This window comes from Cobetia sp. MC34 (assembly GCF_018340035.1).
GTDB lineage: Bacteria > Pseudomonadota > Gammaproteobacteria > Pseudomonadales > Halomonadaceae > Cobetia > Cobetia amphilecti.
Map to the genome: position 1 here is coordinate 1 of NZ_JADPPY010000051.1, position 17,150 is coordinate 17,150.

General features: G+C 61.0%; 16 protein-coding genes. 12 read left to right on the plus strand and 4 right to left on the minus strand.

Annotated features, from left to right (window positions below; translation table 11 throughout):
* Window positions 1-132 precede the first annotated feature (132 nt).
* On the plus strand, window positions 133-579 hold the full coding sequence (locus IZU87_RS17795; protein ID WP_349305197.1) for an HAD-IA family hydrolase: 447 nt from the start codon (window positions 133-135) through the stop codon (window positions 577-579).
* 347 nt (window positions 580-926) lie between these two features.
* Entirely contained in the window at window positions 927-1,823 is an 897-nt protein-coding gene (locus IZU87_RS16250) for an EamA family transporter (protein WP_213115212.1), read from the plus strand.
* 117 nt (window positions 1,824-1,940) lie between these two features.
* Here the strand turns inward: IZU87_RS16250 and IZU87_RS16255 are convergent, their stop codons facing one another.
* Window positions 1,941-3,422 carry a mannitol dehydrogenase family protein gene (locus IZU87_RS16255; protein ID WP_213115213.1) on the minus strand — a complete coding sequence of 494 codons (1,482 nt, stop codon included), beginning with the start codon at window positions 3,420-3,422 and terminating at the stop codon, window positions 1,941-1,943.
* Window positions 3,423-3,562: 140 nt separating this feature from the next.
* Window positions 3,563-5,323, minus strand: coding sequence for a purine-cytosine permease family protein (locus tag IZU87_RS16260; RefSeq protein ID WP_213115214.1), 1,761 nt, complete (start codon window positions 5,321-5,323; stop codon window positions 3,563-3,565).
* Window positions 5,324-6,105: 782 nt separating this feature from the next.
* On the opposite strand from IZU87_RS16260, the gene IZU87_RS16265 reads away from it, so the two are divergent.
* Window positions 6,106-6,501 (plus strand): RcnB family protein, encoded by a 396-nt coding sequence (locus IZU87_RS16265; RefSeq protein WP_213115215.1) that lies wholly within the window; start codon window positions 6,106-6,108, stop codon window positions 6,499-6,501.
* A 136-nt stretch (window positions 6,502-6,637) separates the two neighbouring features.
* Here IZU87_RS16265 and IZU87_RS16270 read toward each other — a convergent pair whose 3' ends face one another.
* Window positions 6,638-7,246 (minus strand): helix-turn-helix domain-containing protein, encoded by a 609-nt coding sequence (locus IZU87_RS16270; RefSeq protein ID WP_213115216.1) that lies wholly within the window; start codon window positions 7,244-7,246, stop codon window positions 6,638-6,640.
* Window positions 7,247-7,576: 330 nt separating this feature from the next.
* Here IZU87_RS16270 and IZU87_RS16275 point away from each other — a divergent pair, with 330 nt between their 5' ends.
* The 9 genes from IZU87_RS16275 (at window position 7,577) to IZU87_RS16315 (ending at window position 15,442) form a co-directional block, all read left to right on the plus strand.
* A complete protein-coding gene (locus IZU87_RS16275) occupies window positions 7,577-8,635 on the plus strand; it encodes a type 2 periplasmic-binding domain-containing protein (protein WP_213115217.1) in 1,059 nt (352 codons plus the stop codon).
* A gap of 81 nt (window positions 8,636-8,716) precedes the next feature.
* Window positions 8,717-9,232: a TRAP transporter small permease subunit gene (locus tag IZU87_RS16280; RefSeq protein WP_213115218.1), complete on the plus strand. Its 516-nt coding sequence runs from the start codon at window positions 8,717-8,719 to the stop codon at window positions 9,230-9,232.
* The gene (locus tag IZU87_RS16285) at window positions 9,229-10,557 is read left to right on the plus strand and encodes a TRAP transporter large permease (RefSeq protein WP_249330688.1); all 1,329 of its coding nucleotides are present in this window, start codon (window positions 9,229-9,231) and stop codon (window positions 10,555-10,557) included. Before IZU87_RS16280 ends, IZU87_RS16285 begins: the two co-directional genes overlap by 4 nt.
* Before the next feature lie 31 nt (window positions 10,558-10,588).
* Entirely contained in the window at window positions 10,589-11,629 is a 1,041-nt protein-coding gene (locus IZU87_RS16290; protein WP_249330689.1) for an Ldh family oxidoreductase, read from the plus strand.
* Between the two features lie 299 nt (window positions 11,630-11,928).
* Window positions 11,929-13,023, plus strand: coding sequence for an ADP-ribosylglycohydrolase family protein (locus tag IZU87_RS16295; protein ID WP_213115219.1), 1,095 nt, complete (start codon window positions 11,929-11,931; stop codon window positions 13,021-13,023).
* Between the two features lie 836 nt (window positions 13,024-13,859).
* A complete protein-coding gene (locus tag IZU87_RS16300; RefSeq protein WP_213115220.1) occupies window positions 13,860-14,204 on the plus strand; it encodes a hypothetical protein in 345 nt (114 codons plus the stop codon).
* A gap of 66 nt (window positions 14,205-14,270) precedes the next feature.
* Window positions 14,271-14,609, plus strand: a complete 339-nt coding sequence (locus IZU87_RS16305) for a hypothetical protein (RefSeq protein ID WP_054555881.1) — start codon at window positions 14,271-14,273, stop codon at window positions 14,607-14,609.
* A 69-nt stretch (window positions 14,610-14,678) separates the two neighbouring features.
* Window positions 14,679-15,017: a hypothetical protein gene (locus IZU87_RS16310; RefSeq protein ID WP_043332307.1), complete on the plus strand. Its 339-nt coding sequence runs from the start codon at window positions 14,679-14,681 to the stop codon at window positions 15,015-15,017.
* A gap of 77 nt (window positions 15,018-15,094) precedes the next feature.
* The gene (locus tag IZU87_RS16315; protein ID WP_213115221.1) at window positions 15,095-15,442 is read left to right on the plus strand and encodes a hypothetical protein; all 348 of its coding nucleotides are present in this window, start codon (window positions 15,095-15,097) and stop codon (window positions 15,440-15,442) included.
* 540 nt (window positions 15,443-15,982) lie between these two features.
* Here IZU87_RS16315 and IZU87_RS16320 read toward each other — a convergent pair.
* Window positions 15,983-16,999 (minus strand): LysR substrate-binding domain-containing protein, encoded by a 1,017-nt coding sequence (locus tag IZU87_RS16320; protein WP_213115222.1) that lies wholly within the window; start codon window positions 16,997-16,999, stop codon window positions 15,983-15,985.
* Window positions 17,000-17,150 lie beyond the last annotated feature (151 nt).

A 17,150-nucleotide genomic window follows, 5' to 3' on the forward strand; every position in this document is an offset into this window, starting at 1 on the left:
ACGGCTTGGAGGGTAGAATCGGTCATGGCGTATCCATCCTATGCTGGTTGTGATCTGGCGTGATCAATCAGCAGGATACGCCACCCTTCCTTCTGCCCTCCATACACAAGACTTGAGCTTAACTCCATCAAGATCGGCTCCTGCTCCGGCTATCCCCGCCAGGTGCTCGAGCAGGTGGTCGCACGGGGCAAGGGCAATGGGCTGGTGGTGGATCATGTCGTGGCCACCGATGAGGTGCCCAAGGGGCGACCCTCTCCGGCGCAGTCTCTGGCCAATGTCATCGCGCTGGGCATCACTGATGTGGCGGCCTGCGTGAAGGTGGATGACACGGCGCCGGGGCTGCTGGAAGGTCGCAGCGCCGGCATGTGGACAGTCGCGTTGACCTGCTCCGGCAACGCCATGGGGCTGGATCACGCAGCGTTCATGGCCCTGTCAGAGGCAGAGCTCAGTGAAAGGCGCAGCGCCATCGAAGCCCAGTTCGCGCCGTCCGGGCCGCACTTCATGATCGACACCATCGCGCAGCTGCCCGAGGTGATCGCCGAGATCGAGGCGCGTCTGGCGCGTGGCGAGCGCCCCTGACAACCTGGTGACGGGGCGGCGATGCCAGGCCTGGCGCTGCACTGCCTGTCACCTCGCTCACCTACCTTGATCTACCATTTCACCCCACCACTTCACTCCACCCCCTCAGGCGCCAGCCCCGGGCCCTTGTACCAGGCCTGGAGGCTGGCGCCTTCCTGCAAAAGGTAAGGACATATGCTCATTGGCGATTGCCGCCTGGTTGCCCTGAAAGCCCGTAATCTCCGCATGCCTGTCCGCATGCCCGTCTCCATGCACGGGCAAGCTCACTCTCAAGCCCAATTTCATGTTCAGGCCCAATCTCATGTTCAAGCTCAAGTTCAAGCCCACACGATTGCCGTGAGTGCCTCTTGAGCCCACTGGCGCTGGGACTCATCCTGATCTCGGTCTGTCTGCACGCGGGCTGGAATCTGCTCGGCAAGGGGCGAGCGCCGTCGCTGGCCTTCTTCATGCTGGCCATGGCCAGTGGTGCGCTGATCTTTGCGCCGCTGCTGGGACTGGGGCCGTCGTTTGCCGTGCTGCCCGTTGAATTCTGGGGCTGGCTGGTGGCCACCGGACTCTGTCAGGTGCTCTACATGGGCGGACTTGCCTGGGCCTATGCGCGCGGCGAGGTCAGTGTGCTGTATCCCGTCGCGCGGGCCTTGCCGGTGGTGCTGGTGCCGCTGGTGTCGCTGAGTCTGCTGGGCAGACAGGCACTTACGACGTTGGATCTGGTCGGCATGGGGCTGATCGTGCTCGGCGCGTTGGTGCTGCCCTTGAGCAGTCCGCAGGGCCTGCGCCCCTCGACCTACCTGACCCCGGCACTGGGGTTCGCGCTGCTGGCAGCAGTCGGCACCACCGGCTATTCGCTGATCGACAAGCAGGCACTGGATATCATGGTGAGTGTCGGCTACTCGCCCACCTCGGCGGGTGCTGTCTTTCTGGTGTTGCAGGCCATCATGACCGTCGCCTGGGGCGCGCTGCTGGTGATGTTGCTGCCGGCAGAGCGTCGCCGTCTGCCTGCGCTATGGCAGGGAGAGCGGGGCAGCATGGTGCTGACCGGCGTGATGGTGATGGCGACTTACGGACTAGTGCTGGTTGCCATGACGCTGACGGCGGAGGTCAGCCTCGTCGTTGCGATGCGTCAACTGTCGATCCCGCTGGGCGTGATGCTCGGGGTGCTCTGGTTGCGCGAGCGAGCGGCCATCGCCAAGTGGATCGGCATCGTCATCATGCTGGCGGGGTTGTGGACCGTTGCGTTGGTGTGAGGAAAGGGGTGGCGTGAGGCACAAAAAAAGCGAGACAGGCGGCTGCCTGTCTCGCTTTTGTCTTTCTGCGGGTGCTGGCGGGGCATCACGTTGTCGTGAGCCCCTGCACCGCCATGCTTACTTGGCGTCTGCCACCAGCATTTTCAGCGTGGCGCGCGCGCCGTTGTCGTGCAGGCTCTTCAGCGCTGCCAGGTAGGCGTCGCGGAAGCGCGGCTGGTCGACCAGATCACCGAACAGTTCACGGTTGTCCAGGAAGGCAGTCGGCTCTTCGCGCTGACGGCTGGCACGCTCCATCAGCTCGTCCTTCAGCGGATCGACCACGTCGATGGTCTCGCCTTGCTCATCCACGCCTTCTGCATAACGTGCCCAGCTGGCCACGACGGCTGCGGTACGACGCAGTTCGCCGTCGGTCTTGAGCTGTGCGTGTGCCACCGGGATCAGGAACTTCGGAATGCGGTCGGAGGTCTCGGCGCACAGGCGGGCGAGGGTGTCCTTGACTTCCGGGTTGGCGAAACGCTCGATCAGCGTGCGGCAATGGGCGTCGAGATCGATACCCGGCAGCTGGGCCAGCGTCGGGCGAGCTTCCTCGTTCATGTAGCCGAGCAGGAAGTCGACGATCAGCGGGTCGTTGCAGGCTTCATGGGCGTAGCGATAGCCGGCCAGATAGCCGAAGTAGCACAGCGCCTGGTGACCAGCGTTGAGCAGACGCAGCTTCATCAGCTCATAGGGCTCGACATCTTCCACCGGCTGCACGCCGGCATCTTCAAAGGCCGGACGGCCATTGGCGAAGTGGTCTTCCAGCACCCACTGGGTGAAGGGCTCGCAGACCACCGGCCAGGCATCTTCCACGCCGAAACGTGAGGACAGTTCTTCGATGTCAGCCGGCGTGGTCACCGGCGTGATGCGGTCGACCATGGAGTTGGGGAAGGGCACTTCGGCTTCGATCCATGCCGCCAGTTCTGCATCACGTGCACGCGCGTAGGCAGTGAACATCTTGTGAGCGACGTTGCCGTTACCTTCGACGTTGTCACAGGACATCACGGTGAACGGGGCGACGCCACGCTCGCGACGACGTGCCAGGGCTTCGGTGATCAGGCCGAAGCTGGTCTTGGCTTCCCCCGGGTTGGCCAGGTCGTGCTGGACGTCGGCGTTCTCGAGATTGAATTCGCCGGTGACCGGGTGGAAGTTGTAGCCACCTTCGGTGACGGTCAGCGAGACGATGCGGATTGCCGGGGCGGCCATCAGCTCGATGACGGCATCCGGGGAGTCCGGGGCAAAGCGGTAATCGATGATGGACCCCACCACGCGCGGCTCATAGTTGCCGTCGGGGTGCTTGAGTACCACGGTGTAGAGGTGGTCCTGCGAGGCCAGGGCTTCCTGCATGCGGCGGTCGCCCGGCATCACGCCGACGCCGACGATGCCCCAGTCCAGCGCCTTGCCCTGATTCATCAGCTCGTCGAGGTACATGGCCTGGTGCGCACGATGGAAACCGCCCACGCCGAAGTGGACTATACCGGCGCTGACCGCAGTGCGGTCATAGTTCGGAGTGGCTACCTTGGCGTCCAGCTGAGTCAGACTGGCATTGGAGAGACGGGTCATGGGGAGGTCTCCTGCCGCGTGTCGCGGTCGAGTCGAGATGGGTAAAGAAAGGGTAGGTCGTAACGGCCAGCGGCGAAGGTCACCCGTGTGATTCAGGCTTCCTTCGCCGCTGGCATGGCAGGGGGCGAGCCCCTGCCGACTCAGCTAGCGGTGGCCGCTTGCTTCGGGGACTGCTTGTTGAACAGCGCCTTGCTGCGCTGCAGCTCCCAGTACGCGAAGATGAAGTAGATGATCGTCGACCAGATGGTCACGTCATAGAACATCTCACGATTCGCTTCGTAGCTGGCCAGGTCCGGGCTACCGAATAGCACGCGCAGTGCGAGGACCATCGGCACCGCCAGGCCCAGCACCATCCAGACGGCCCTGATGGCCTTGGTCAAACCCGAAGTGTCCTTGACCGGTGCATGGTTGGTGGTCTCGGCCTGCTTGGCGTGCAGGGCTTCGACACGCTCCTGGAATTCCCGCTCGGCCGCTTCGGCTTTCGGGTAGGAGGCGGCAGCACCGGCCGATCTGGCCATCAGGGTGTAGAGGATGATGGAGACGAACCAGGTCGGCAGGAACAGGTAGTAGAACGGGATCACGTCGACCATCTCGAGGCCAAAGCCGAAGATCAGTGACAGCGCCCAGGTCGCCAGTGCCGGCGTGTTGTGCTTCACGCCCTTGTAGCGCGCCCAGTAACGGCTGAAGCCGAGTTTCGGGAACAGGTGATGCTCAGCGAAGATGATCCCGCCGACCGGCACCAGCACCAGACCCGCATAGGTCAGCAGCGGCAGCATGCTGCGATAGACGAACGGGAAGCAGCTGAGCACGGCAACGCAGATACCCACGGCCAGCGTCGCCTTGTTGCGCGACAGGTTCGGCATCGCCGACTGGGCGGCAAGGCCCGCGCGGTACAGGTTGGCGTTGGCCGTGGTCCAGCCTGCGACGACCACGATCACGAAGCCAGCGGCGCCAAGGGCGTGCAACGCCACTTCGCCCGGTTCCAGTACATCGATGCTGATACCGGCGACGGCTGCGGTGGCCGCGCCCATCAGGCCGGCGGAGATCCAGGCGACATAGTGGCCGAACATCATGCCGGTGCTGGTCGCAAGGCCGGAGCGCATGCGCTTGGCATAGCGCAGCAGCGCCATGTCGATCAGACCGAAGTGGGAGAAGGTATTGGCCGCCCAGGAGAAGCCGATGACTTCCCAGATGCCGATGCCCGCTTCGCCCTGGGAGTTGATGCCGGTGAAGACGGTACTGCCGGCGACATCAATGAAACTCGAGAAACTGTTCAGGCTGGTTTCACCGGTGACGGACTCTGCCAGTTCCGGCAGCAGCACCATGCCGCCGACGGTGAACATCAGCATCAGCCACGGGGCACAGATGCTGGCGAATTCGGTCAGGGCGTTGAAGCCATAGACCGCGACCAGCACCACGATGGCCGCCACGGCCAGTGCCAGCAGGATGAACTCGAAGCTGGTGGGGTAGGCCTGGGTCTGGGCCGGAATGTCGAACAGCAGCCTGACCGCCGTGGCGGAAACGGTGATCATGGCCGCCGATATGGCGGTGAATATGACCACGTTGGCCCAGTTGTAGAGCCGTGACATCGAATCACCGGCAATACGGTGAAGATAGGTGAAGAGGCTCAGACGGGTCTCGATCGCGATTGGCGTCGTGATCAACCAGAAGCTGAGCACTGCGAGGCCATTACCGATCAGCAGGCCCAGCAGGATATCCCAGATACCGGCACCGAGCGCCACGAAGGTGGCACCGATGACGAACTCGGTCGCGGCAACATGCTCGGCGGCATAGAGACCGGCAAAGTGCGGCCACCGGTGCAGTTTATGACGTGGCACCGGCAGTAGCTCATCGTCCATATGGGCGATCTGCCGATCCAAATCTGGCGCAGTACTGGCCATGATTGGCTCCTGTTTTTTTACGGCTTGTCTTGCTGCTCCTACCCGAGATGTCACGCAGCCGCCTTGGCGATCCTGTCGGCGATGACGAGGGTAGATCGTCTATTATCGATCAAATGACTCAGGCGTGGTGCAAATGATCGATGAATGGTCATCAAAACGCAAAGCCCGCGTGCTTGAACTTTGGGCTATGTCCTCGAGTGATCATGGCTATGAAAGTCAGGAAAGCGCTGAAGGCCGCATGAAATCAGGGCTTGCGCGAGGGTGTCTCGATTCAATGACACGATTCAGCAAAGTGAATTTTCCGTTCTCACACCCCGTTCGGCGCCTGAAGCATTGTGTCCTGGCTAAAACGGCCAACGATCCAGGGCCAGATATCTCACTACTCTGAGGGTGGTCTTGCACCGATGTGGTGCGGTCGGCGTACCAGGCATCGTCGCTTTCTTGCCATGCCTCGGCAGTGTCCTGATCGAGGCTCGAGGCCCGAGGCCCGGGAGTCGAAAGGGGAAATGGGGCAGCGGAGAGGGCAGCGAAAGTCGGGTCGCTGCGAAAGAGCACTATAGAGGTGGCGGCATATAAAGGTGGGTGTTGGTCAGTGGCGACATCGTTTTCGGCACAATGCGACGGAAAGTGCATGAAATAACGACAAAGAACGAGAAAAATGAGACATCTTGCGGCGTTCCCCAGTTCTCGCTAAGGTTGCGCAACACTGTTTCCTAATCAGGAAGCCCCCAACACGACTCCCGGCGCTTGATTGGCGACGGGGCAAGGCGAGGAGGCCAGCCATGCGAACGCGCACACTGACCATTCTGATGATGATATTCACGCTGCTGGGAGCCCCGCTGGCTCAGGCAGGACCGCACGATAGAGGCCAAGGGCATCATGACCGTGGGCATGGCCACCACGACCGCGGCCATCATGGCAAACAGCACAAGAAGCACCACAAGCAGCAGCGTCATCATGAACGCCGCCGTCATGAAGCGCGACGCCATCACCAGTGGCGCCGTGGCGACCACCTGCCGCGTCATTACTACTCCGACAGCCGCTACTGGGTGAAGGACTGGCACCATCGTCATCTGTCCAAACCGCCGCGCGGGCATCGTTGGCTGAATATCGATGGGCGCTATGTGCTGGCTGCGGTGGCGGGTGGCGCGATCACGGCCATCATTCTCAATCGCTGATTCCAGCCGCGTGTTCATACGTCAGTAAGTCAGCAAGACCAAAGACAAGGGCCTCCAGTGAGGCCCTTTCTCGTGCTTGTCGTTCACGTTTTGACATGGCGAGGCTGCCAACGCACGTCAGGCCCGGGCAGCATTCTCAGGCGTAGGCGCTGCATACCCAGGTCATGGTCGCCGGGGTGTCACCGTTGTAGGTGATGGCGTGTCCGAGGGTGCTGTCGAAGGCCAGGCTGTCACCGACCTTGAGCTGGATGGGGTCGTAGAGTTCGGTCCAGACCGTCACCTCGCCGCTGGTCACGATGATCTGTTCCTGGCCGGAATGTTTCTGCAGGCCGCCGAACTCCTCGAGACTGCGATTGAGCACGGTGGTTTCCAATACCATGTATTCCTTGGACGCCACGTTGTTGCAAAGCGGTCGATAGCGATAGTTGGGCGTCTCGATGACTTCTCCCTCCTGCGCTCGCGTCAAGGCGAGCCAACCCCGAAATGCCGCGTCCTCCGTGTGATAGAACAGCTCGCTGACATCCACCTTCAGGCCCCTGGCGAGATTCACGATCGCCTCGAAGGTCGGCGAGATACGTCCATTCTCGATTCTCGACACGCTGGCCGCCGAGATGCCTGACGCACTGGCCACGGCCGCGATGGTCAGTCCCTTCTCCTTGCGTAGTGCCTTGAGGTTGTCACCAATGGCGCCCGCCTTGCGTTCTCTGTGCTTCAGGGCGATTGGCGTTTCCTGGTGGGGTGTCATGTCAGCGTGCTCCATCGGGTTCGTCTGCCGGGGCGGCGTATGTCGCCGCTGTGTCCGGGTGGCACAAGGGCGTGTGTCACCGGGTCATGCAGCGGCCAGGGAGTGAGGCATGGCCGCCATGATGGCGTCCATTTAGGGCTCCCATGAGCAAAATGTCGAGCCTGATATCCATATTTGACCCAATATTGCATATATGCAATTGTGAAGGCGAATGCGCAATCGACAGTGGCCGCCCACTGGGCGTGTATCAGTCCTCAGCCTGCATCAGGCATTCGCCTGCAGGTGCGCATGGTATTGCGCGCTAATTAAAATAATTACGGGAAAACAATAATGTACAACTTCAAGAAACAGTTCATCGGCATGGGAATCGCTGCCAGCCTGTTGGCGACTGCCACATCACAGGCGGCGGACATCGAGTGGAAGATGGCGACCCCGTGGGGCGGCGGGCCTTGGCTTGAACGGGATGCCAAGACCTTCGCGGACTATGCAAGCGAATTGACCAATGGGGACGTGAGCATCCAGGTATTCCCCGGCGGCACCCTGGGCGGCGCGCTGCGTGTCACCAATACCGTGAAGTCCGGTGTCGCACAGATCAGCCACAACTACATCAACTATGACTACGGAACTGACCCGACGGCAGCGTTGCTGGCCGGGCACTCCAGCGGTCTGACTCCCGAAGAATTCATGCTGTGGATGTACGAGGGCGGCGGTGTCGAGCTCTATGAAGCCTTCCGTCGCGAGGTGTTCGGCGTCGTGGCCTTCCCGTGCTCGACCCTGGGCACCGAGATCTTCCTGCACTCGAGCAAGAAGGTGCAGACGCTTGAAGATTTCCAGGGTCTACGCCTGAGAACCTCGGGTGCCTGGGCTGAAATCGCCTCACGTCTTGGGGCCTCTACCGTGGTGATGGCCGGCAGTGACATCTATACGGCGTTGGATCGCGGTGTGATTGATGCGGCGGAGTGGGGGAGTCCTGAGCTCAACAAGCCGACGGGTTTCCAGAATGTCGCGCAGTACGTCATCTTGCCCGGCATCCATCAGTCGGGCGGCATTCTGGAGTGTGAAGTGAATGTCGATGCCTGGGACGGGCTGAGCGAAGCCCAGCAGAACCAGTTGCGTCTCGCGGGCAAGCTGAGCGTGTTCGAGTCCTGGCTGGATAGCTCCTTTGCCGATCTCAAGGCCTTCAAGGAGCTGGAGGAAGGCCCCAACGAAATCGTGCAGCTGGATCAATCCTTCATCGATGCCATCTACGAAGAGACCCGTGCCTGGGAAGATGAGAAGGCGGGCGAGAATGAGTGGTTCGCACGTGTGCTTGAGTCACAACGTACCTTCAGACAGAGCATGACGACCTGGCAGGACTACCGTTTGCCGATCGGGGAGATGGGACGCTGAGTCCTCTTGAATGATGTCCCTGGCCCGGGCGATGCCTGTATCGCCCGGGCTTTTCCCTTGTCATCATCCTGGTGAGTTGCCATGAAAATCGTCGCTGTCATTGAGCGCCAGACCCGCTGGGCCGGGTATCTGGGGGCAGTCTTGATACTGCCGCTGGTGCTTGCGTTGGTCTATGAAGTCTTCAGTCGTTATGTGCTGGGAAAGCCCACCTTATGGGCGTTTGAAATCAGCTACATGGTGATGGGCGCCATCTTCATGCTTGGCATGGCAAATGCCCTGCGTGTCGGCCAGCACGTCAGTGTGGATGTGTTGAGCCAGAATTTTGCACCGCGTCTCAGGGCGAGAGTTCATCTGGCCTGTTATGTGGTGTTGCTGCCGGTACTGATGTGGCTTGTCTGGGAGCTGTGGCTCTATGCGCTCGAGGCGTTCTTCAGCAATGAGCGCTCCGGGCGTTCTGCTTGGAATCCGGTGATCTGGCCGGTCTTCGGCGTCTGGTGGCTAGGCTTTGTCTATCTGACGCTGCAGGTGGCCGCGGAGATCTTGAAGCTCTGGAGCACGTTGCTGGGCCACGGTCCTGGCCCGGAGGTGTCCTCATGAGCGACTTCATTGCCCTCATCATGTTCCCGGCGCTCATCGCGCTGATCGTGCTCGGTTTCCCGATCGCGTTCTCGATGATCGTCGTCGCCACCATCTTCGGTGTTGCCCAGTTCGGGGATGCCGCGGCCTATCAACTGCTGACCAAGATCGAGGACACGGCGTCCAATTCCATTCTGGCTGCCGTGCCCTTGTTCATCTTCATGGGCGCGATGCTCGAGAATTCCGGCATTGCCGAGCGACTGTTCGGGGCCATCCATCTGTGGACGCGCCGGATGCCCGGCGGGCTGGGCGTCGGTGCGGTCATCATGGGCACCATCTTCGCGGCTGCCAGCGGCGTGGTGGGCGCGACCGAGGCAGTGATCGGCATGCTGGCAGTGCCGGTCATGCTCAAGCACCAATACGACAAGTCTCTGATCTCCGGCACCATCTGCGCCAGTGGCTCATTGGGCACAGCGATCCCGCCTTCCATTACCGTGGTCATTCTCGGGCCTGTCGCGGGTGTCTCCGTCGGGTCACTTTTCAGTGGCCTGTTGATTCCGGGACTGTTGATGGCGCTGCTGTTCCTTGTCTACATCATCGTGGTCTGTGCGCTGAAGCCTGCGCTTGCGCCGCGACTCAAGGAAGATGAGCAACATCCGGGGTGGGGCAAGCTGCTCACCATCACCCTGAGTGCATTGCTGCCGACCATGAGTCTGATCCTGGTGGTACTGGGCACGATTCTGATGGGCATCGCCACGCCGACGGAAGCGGCGGCCTGTGGGGCGCTCGGCTCCGTATTGCTGGCGCTGGGGTATCGCAATCTCACGCTGTCCATCCTGTGGAACGCGGCGGTACGTACACTCAACATCACCGCGATGATTCTGCTGATCGTGCTGGGCGGCAACATGTTCGCGGGCGTCTTCTTCGCCTCCGGCGGGATGGCCACCGTACAGTCACTGCTGCTGGATACCGGCTTGAGTCCGTGGCTGATTCTCGGCGCCATCCTGCTGATCGCTTTCCTGGCCGGTTTCGTGCTCGACATGATCTCGGTGGTATTGATCGTCATCCCCGTGGCGATGCCGGTCATCGGTCTGCTCGGATTCGATGAGATCTGGTTCTGCGTGGCCTTCCTGATCGTGATGCAGACGAGCTATCTGACACCGCCGTTGGCGCCCTCCATCTTCTATCTGCGTGCCATTACACCGCCTGAAGTGACGTTGAAGCATATGTACAAGGGGGTGATGCCCTTCATCTGCCTGCAGTTGGTGGTGTTGGCGCTGATCCTGGCCTTCCCGGAGCTGGCGCTGTGGTTGCCTGATGCCATCAGCGGGCCGTCATGGAAATGATGGACACCTTATTGGAAAGGAATGAGTTCGCATGAGTGATGCAACACAGGAAGAGGCAGGAATGGACGTCAATCTCGATCGCGCAGCGCTCAAGTCGCTATGTCAGAAGGTACTGAGCCATCATGGCTTCAGTGACCCACATGTCGATGCCATGAGTGACGCGCTGGTGGCGGCGGAAATGGATGGCTGTCGATCCCATGGGCTTTATCGCCTGATGGGGTTCGTCGCGACACTGAACAATGGTGGTGTGGTGCCGAATGCCGTGCCGGTGGTCGAGGATACGGCGCCCTCCATCGTCAAGGTGGATGCCAAGGGTGGCTTCTCGTCGCTGGCCTTCCAGCAGGGCGTGCCTGAGCTGCTCAGCAAGGCGAGAGCCAATGGGATTGCCATTCTGGCCATCAATCATTGCGTGCATGGCACCGCATTGTGGGTCGAGATCGAGCGGCTGACGCGGGAAGGGCTGGTAGCCATCGCCTGCAACCCGACCCAGTCGTACATGGCGCCGTATGGAGGCAGCCAGCCCCTGCTGGGCACCAACCCCATTGCCTTCGGCTGGCCGCGCGGGGATGGCAACCCTTACGTGTTCGACTTCGCGACCAGCGCCATCGCACGTGGCGATATCGAGCTGCATCGTCGTCAGGGAGATGAGATCCCGCTGGGCTGGGGAGTCGATCGAGAGGGTACGCCGTCACAGGACCCTGCCGAAGTGCTGGATCATGGGGCGATGTTGCCCTTCGGGGACCACAAGGGCTCTGCGCTGGCGATCATGATCGAGTTGATTGCAGGGCCGCTGATCGGCGACATGCTCAGTATCGAGTCCAGCGAGCATGATCAAGGCAAAGGCAGTCTGCCGTATCATGGTGAGCTGATCATCGCGATGGATCCGGCGCGCCTGACAGGCGGCAGCACTCAGCAGCACATGTTGCGCTCCGAAAGGCTGTTTGAGCTGGTCAAGCAGCAGGGGGCGCGTCTTTCCTCCGAGCGCCGCTTCAAGGCCCGCCAGGTTCATCAAGAACAGGGCGTCACGCTGTCGAGAGCCTTGTATGAGGATATCCTCACGCTGGCCTCATGAACCTCCGTGTAGACCGAGCAGTAGAGTGATCGCTGAGAGCACACCGCGGGAAGTTACAACTGCATGAAGAAGAACGGCCGCCTCCTGGGCGGCCGTTCTTGTATGAGGGTCTATATCGTCGGCGTTGTCATCGGTGCTGCCAACCTCACGCCTGCCGATACTGAGCGCCCATCCAGTTCTGCCTGATTATGTGCACCATCAGGTGAGCGAGCTTTTCAGCAAATGCTTAGATGCTGATAGCGTAAGGCGTGCCGGGCGGCATTGGCGCCACCTTGATGGCCATTGGAAGAGGGAAGGACATGACGCTTGAGACGAGTTCGCGGTTTCGGGGGTGTTTGTTGGGCGGCGCGACGGGGGATGCGCTGGGCGCGGCAGTCGAATTTCTGTCATTCGATGAGATCCAGGCGCGTTTTGGAAGCGATGGCATACGTGACTATGCCCCGGCCTACGGCGGGCTGGGACGGATTACCGATGATACGCAGATGACGCTGTTCACCGCCGAGGGGCTGTTGCGCAGTCATGTGCGTGGCTGCCTGAGAGGCATCACGACGCAAGGCAGCCTGGTCAACAGTGCCTATGAACGCTGGCTTTATACCCAAGGGGGACGCTCGCGGCAGGAGACCGACCAGGAGTGGCTGGACAGCGGTTGGTTGATCAAGCAGCGCGAGCTCCATTCGCGGCGTGCCCCGGGCATGACATGTCTGTCGGCGCTCAGGCAGGTGCGTCGCTACAGTGACATCGCGCAGAACGACAGCAAGGGCTGTGGCGGCGTGATGCGCGTCGCGCCGATTGGTTTGTTCGCGCATGTGATGGGAGCCTCCCATGAGATGTGCTTCGCACTCGGGGAAGAGGTCTGCGCGCTGACCCATGGGCATGTGACCGGCCAGCTGACGGGCGGCGTGCTGGCGGTGATGATCCAATGTCTGGTGGCGGGGGATTCGATGGCACAGGCACTTGCGCACGCCATGCGCATTCTCGAGCGCAAGCCGGGCTGCGAAGAGACCATGCAGGCTCTGCAGCAAGCCCGCGAGCTTGCCGAGTCCGGCACTCCGCCGCGGGTGGCTGTCGTGATGCTGGGACTGGGCTGGATCGCGGAAGAGGCCCTGGCGATGTCCGTGTATTGCGCACTCACGGCGCGGGATTTCCGCTCCGCGATTCAGCTGGCGGTCAATCATGATGGGGATTCTGATTCTACGGGCGCCATCACGGGCAATCTGCTCGGGGCGCAATGGGGAGAAGAAGTGATACCGAGTGACTGGCTGGCCCCACTTGAACTGCGAGATGTCATCGGTGAGATCGGGCAGGATCTCCACGATTGTCCGCGCTGGGAGCTCTACACCAACGGCGGTGGCAAGGATGAACGGTGGGCCTGGGAGAAATACCCGGGTTATTGAATCGCGATGCAGCAGCATGAAAAGCGCGGAGCCATCTTCCAATGGCTCCGCGTTTTCGTGTCTGGACAACAATTTTCATCGCCCGCGGCGATGCAAGGGGAGCGCAGAGGCGCAGGGAGTGCTTGAAACAGGTGACTTGAGAGGGCGTCCACGGGCTTCGTAAGCGGTTGATAATACTATGCTTATTACCAAAGTCGTAGATGAGTGTCTGTCCAGCTGGTCAGGTGAGTGACGCATTGGTTCGTGATTGGAATCAATGCTGTTCCAGTGGAGGGATATCTCGCGTGGCGGGTTTCGTCCACAATGCGCTCATTCCACATTGCACGAAACGGCAGTCTGGATTCGGTCGATGGCTGGCGCCTGTCAAGACGTCTTCCAGTTTTTTGAAGATGGCATGCATCCAACCCGTTGGCGCAAGCGTAAGACTCTACAAGCACAACGGTGAGGGTTTCAGCAGGGTAGAAAGACATACTGCTGACGTATGCCTTCCTCATGATCGCGACCAAAGTTGAAGTGTCAGGCAGCGGTACCGGAGCAGACCTGGGTGACTGATCGACATTCGATCACTGGCGACATGCACCTTCATGGTTGTACAGAAGTGATGCAAAAAGCTTTCAAGGGTTTTGCGTGGTGAGGGGCTTCACCACTTACGGGTACCGAGGCAATGACAAGGCATCGCAATTTGGTTCTTTTGTGGAAACAGTGAGCTGCCAGCGACACGGCTAGTGTGATAGCGCAATAATCATTAGTCTGTTAACAAGTTAGACGGGTGCAGCCGAGACTGCACACGACATCACAAGGGCAACATCGCCCAGGACAAGCAAAGGAAAATCATCATGAAAACTCTGAACCTCAAGACTCTGATCGCCGCCGCCGCTCTCGCTACCGTGAGCACTGCCTCTTTCGCAGCGGATGACAGCCCGGCCGCACAGCGTGTTCAGCAGTCCGTCAGCCAGGACGTCGTCGTCGGCACTGCCCAGCCGGCACCGACTGCCCAGGCCACCTTCGCCGATACCGGCATGAGCGTTGCCGCAGGTCGTGTCGAGACTGCCCTCAATCAGTCCGCTATCGAAGGCAAGGGTGTTGCCACCGTCAGCCGCGAGCAGGCCTTCGACAATGACGCCGGCAAGAGTGTCGCTGCTACCCGCGTTCAGCACGCCCTGAGCGACAGCAACGTCTGAGCCATTCAGCCGTCTTGCCCGGGCACTCACGCCCACTGACCACTTTGTTCATCGAGGAGATTCATCATGAAAACCATCAAGACTCTGATCGCCGCCGCCGCTCTCGCTACCGTCAGCACCGCCACCTTCGCCGCGGATGACAGCCCGGCCGCCCAGCGTGTCCAGCAGTCCATCAGCCAGGACGTCGTCGTCGGCACCGCTCAGTCAGCCGCTACCCAGCAAGCCAGCTTCGCGGAAACCGGCATGAGCGTCGCGGCAGGTCGTATTCAGCAGTCCATCAGTGCCGATCGCATCCATGGTCAGTCGCACACCGTGGCCACTGCCAGCCAGGCATTCGATAACGATGCCGGCAAGAGTGTGGCAGCGACTCGCGTCCAGCACGCCCTGAACGACAGCAACGTCTGAACCATCGTCAAGCCTGGCCTGGATTGCCGGGTCTGATCATCGCTTTGCTTTTTATCGAGGAGATACACCATGAACACTCTCAAGACTCTGATCGCCGCTGCCGCACTCGCCACCGTCAGCACTGCGTCCTTCGCCGCCGACGATAGCCCGGCTGCCAAGCGCGTCCAGCACAACGTCAGTGACAGCGTCATCCATGGCTCTGCCCAGCAAGCTCCGACCGCCCAGGCGACCTTCGCGGAAACCGGCATGAGCACCGCTGCTGGCCGTTTCCAGGTGGCATCCGGTGACGACGAGATCCGTGGCCACGATCGCTCCATCCATCTGCAGGAATTCGATGTCGCCAATGATTCCGGCGATAGCGTTGCCGGCACCCGTGTTCGTCACGCCGTGAGCGACGTCAACGTCTGAGACGCCCGGCGTCTGCGTCAGGCGCTTGCAGGCCAGGTGTCTGCACTGACATGACCTTTTTCGACAGGAGAACCCCCATGCAATCCCTCAAGTCTCTATTGGCCATTGCCGCATTGTCCGTTGCCGCCACTGGCGTGGCCTCTGCCAATGACAGCGAAGCCGATGCCCGCGTCCGTGCCACCCTCAGTGATCGCGTGATCATGGGCCAGGCACAGCCGGTGACTCAGCAAGCCGCGCTGCATCACGATGACGCCGTGGAAACCGGCATGAGTGTCGCGGCCAGCCGCGTCCAGAAGTCCATCAGCAACGCCGGCATCCAGGGCACTACCCGTGCACTGGCGAGCGATTCGGCTGATTACGTCAACGATGCTGGCAAGAGTGTCTCTGCCACACGTGTCGAGCATGCCTTGAACGAAAGCGCATGATCTCTCGTCGGCGGATGAACATCCTCCGACTCTGCAAGACAGCCAAGGATGCCGATATGCCATCGACTTGCCCCTGTCAGTTGCTGAATGGATCCACTGACCTTCGTGTCGCGTCATGATGGTCAGTGTCCTAGAGAAGAATACGTGAGAGAGAAGAACGCTTGAGCAAGTGTTTTGGTTGAGTGAAAGCCAGTGTGGAAGTGCGCACTCGTCATCAACTGCAGAGCCCTTGCTCAAACGCTTTCCTGTCCTGAATGTCCTGTCCCGACATTCCCTGCCCGCCATTGGCGGGCTTTTTTCGTTGCATGAAGGTAATCAGCAGCGGAGATCGGCAGCAGGGAGAGGCAGCCGGGGCAGGCAGGCCGTTGGATGGCTCGTGGCGCAGCCCGCCGGGACGGTCGAACTGCGTCAGCGCTGTCGACTTGAGGCGTCATCTTTGGCGCAGATGATGACGTTTCCGTGACAGATGCCGGCCGTTGGCCGCAACAAAAACTGCGACTGTGCCTTAGAAATTCTGAGGCTCGCGTCTTCCTGCCCGTGCTAGCGGGGCTGGGAGGGCATCTCGCTGGTGACAGGATTGGCCTGAGAGGTGTGCATGGTGCTGCGCAACCAGGTACAGAAATCGTTGACCGCCTGGGCATGGCGGCGCTCCGGAGACACTAGCAGGTACTGGCTGCTGGTACTGGGCATGCGCAAGGCGTGCGCCAGTTGCAGGCGTCCGTTCTTGATCAGGTCCATCACGAAGGACTGGCGGACGAGCAGGAAGCCATGCCCCTCGAGTGCCGCTGCAATCGCCAGACAGGCATTGCCGAACTTGAGGCCGGCCGGCGGGATGTGGCCGCGAAACTTCTGCAGTCGGAACCAGTCCAGCCAGCTTTCGCGGTAGCCGATGCACTCGATTCGGGGCGCGCGGGCCAGCTCGTCGAGTGGACTCGCGGGCGAGGCGTTGGGAGCGAGGGAGTGGTGCAGGAAGGTGGGGCTTGCCACGACGACCCACTGCTCATCGGCCAGTTTCTCGTACTCGCGCCCACACCAACCGCCGTAGCCATTGATGATCTCGATATCGACGTCGGGCTGCTCGTCCGGGAGTACTTGGTTGTGCGGCAGCACCGTGACCTGGATGTTCGGATGCAGGCGCTGGAAGTCCTTGAGTCTGGGGATCAGCCAGTATTCGACGAAGCTGTGATTGGAGCGCAGCGTCAGGCTCTGTTGCTCATCGTGCTGGAAGAGGGTGGCGGTACCACGCTTGAGGGTCTCGAACACGCCACTGACCAGCGGCAGATAGGCATGCGCCTCATCAGTCAGCTCGATGCGATTGCCGCGGCGCATGAACAGGCTGACCGCGAGGAAGTCTTCCAGCTGCTTGACGCGCTGACTGACGGCGCCCTGGGTAATGCACAGTTCGGCGGCGGCGCGGGTCAGGCTGCCGAGGCGTGCGGTAGCCTCGAAGGCGGTCAGGGCATTGAAGGGGGGGCAGGCGCTGAGCAAGGCGTTGGGAAGGGTGATAGGCAGGACGCGACATGCAGAACTCCAGCTTGACTGAGCCAGTCGCCGCATCGGCGGCTGGTGCTGAAGCCATGACCCCGCCTTATTCACGAGTGCCCTGATCAGGCGGCTTGAAGTGGCTGGCCGTTGGGTTCTCGCACCAGGGGCGCTATCTACGCCGTAACGGCCCGCTGAATCATGCCCAAATGCTGCTCTTCTGTCG

What these genes read in the sequence shown, in the direction of transcription:
- IZU87_RS16305 (WP_054555881.1), top strand. Translation starts at nt 14,271, where the DNA reads ATGAAAACCATCAAGACTCTGATCGCCGCCGCCGCTCTCGCTACCGTC.
- IZU87_RS16255 (WP_213115213.1), bottom strand. Translation starts at nt 3,422, where the DNA reads ATGACCCGTCTCTCCAATGCCAGTCTGACTCAGCTGGACGCCAAGGTA.
- IZU87_RS16270 (WP_213115216.1), bottom strand. Translation starts at nt 7,246, where the DNA reads ATGACACCCCACCAGGAAACGCCAATCGCCCTGAAGCACAGAGAACGC.
- IZU87_RS16260 (WP_213115214.1), bottom strand. Translation starts at nt 5,323, where the DNA reads ATGGCCAGTACTGCGCCAGATTTGGATCGGCAGATCGCCCATATGGAC.
- IZU87_RS16275 (WP_213115217.1), top strand. Translation starts at nt 7,577, where the DNA reads ATGTACAACTTCAAGAAACAGTTCATCGGCATGGGAATCGCTGCCAGC.
- IZU87_RS16315 (WP_213115221.1), top strand. Translation starts at nt 15,095, where the DNA reads ATGCAATCCCTCAAGTCTCTATTGGCCATTGCCGCATTGTCCGTTGCC.
- IZU87_RS16300 (WP_213115220.1), top strand. Translation starts at nt 13,860, where the DNA reads ATGAAAACTCTGAACCTCAAGACTCTGATCGCCGCCGCCGCTCTCGCT.
- IZU87_RS16265 (WP_213115215.1), top strand. Translation starts at nt 6,106, where the DNA reads ATGCGAACGCGCACACTGACCATTCTGATGATGATATTCACGCTGCTG.
- IZU87_RS16295 (WP_213115219.1), top strand. Translation starts at nt 11,929, where the DNA reads ATGACGCTTGAGACGAGTTCGCGGTTTCGGGGGTGTTTGTTGGGCGGC.
- IZU87_RS16280 (WP_213115218.1), top strand. Translation starts at nt 8,717, where the DNA reads ATGAAAATCGTCGCTGTCATTGAGCGCCAGACCCGCTGGGCCGGGTAT.
- IZU87_RS16320 (WP_213115222.1), bottom strand. Translation starts at nt 16,999, where the DNA reads ATGCGGCGACTGGCTCAGTCAAGCTGGAGTTCTGCATGTCGCGTCCTG.
- IZU87_RS16290 (WP_249330689.1), top strand. Translation starts at nt 10,589, where the DNA reads ATGAGTGATGCAACACAGGAAGAGGCAGGAATGGACGTCAATCTCGAT.
- IZU87_RS16285 (WP_249330688.1), top strand. Translation starts at nt 9,229, where the DNA reads ATGAGCGACTTCATTGCCCTCATCATGTTCCCGGCGCTCATCGCGCTG.
- IZU87_RS16310 (WP_043332307.1), top strand. Translation starts at nt 14,679, where the DNA reads ATGAACACTCTCAAGACTCTGATCGCCGCTGCCGCACTCGCCACCGTC.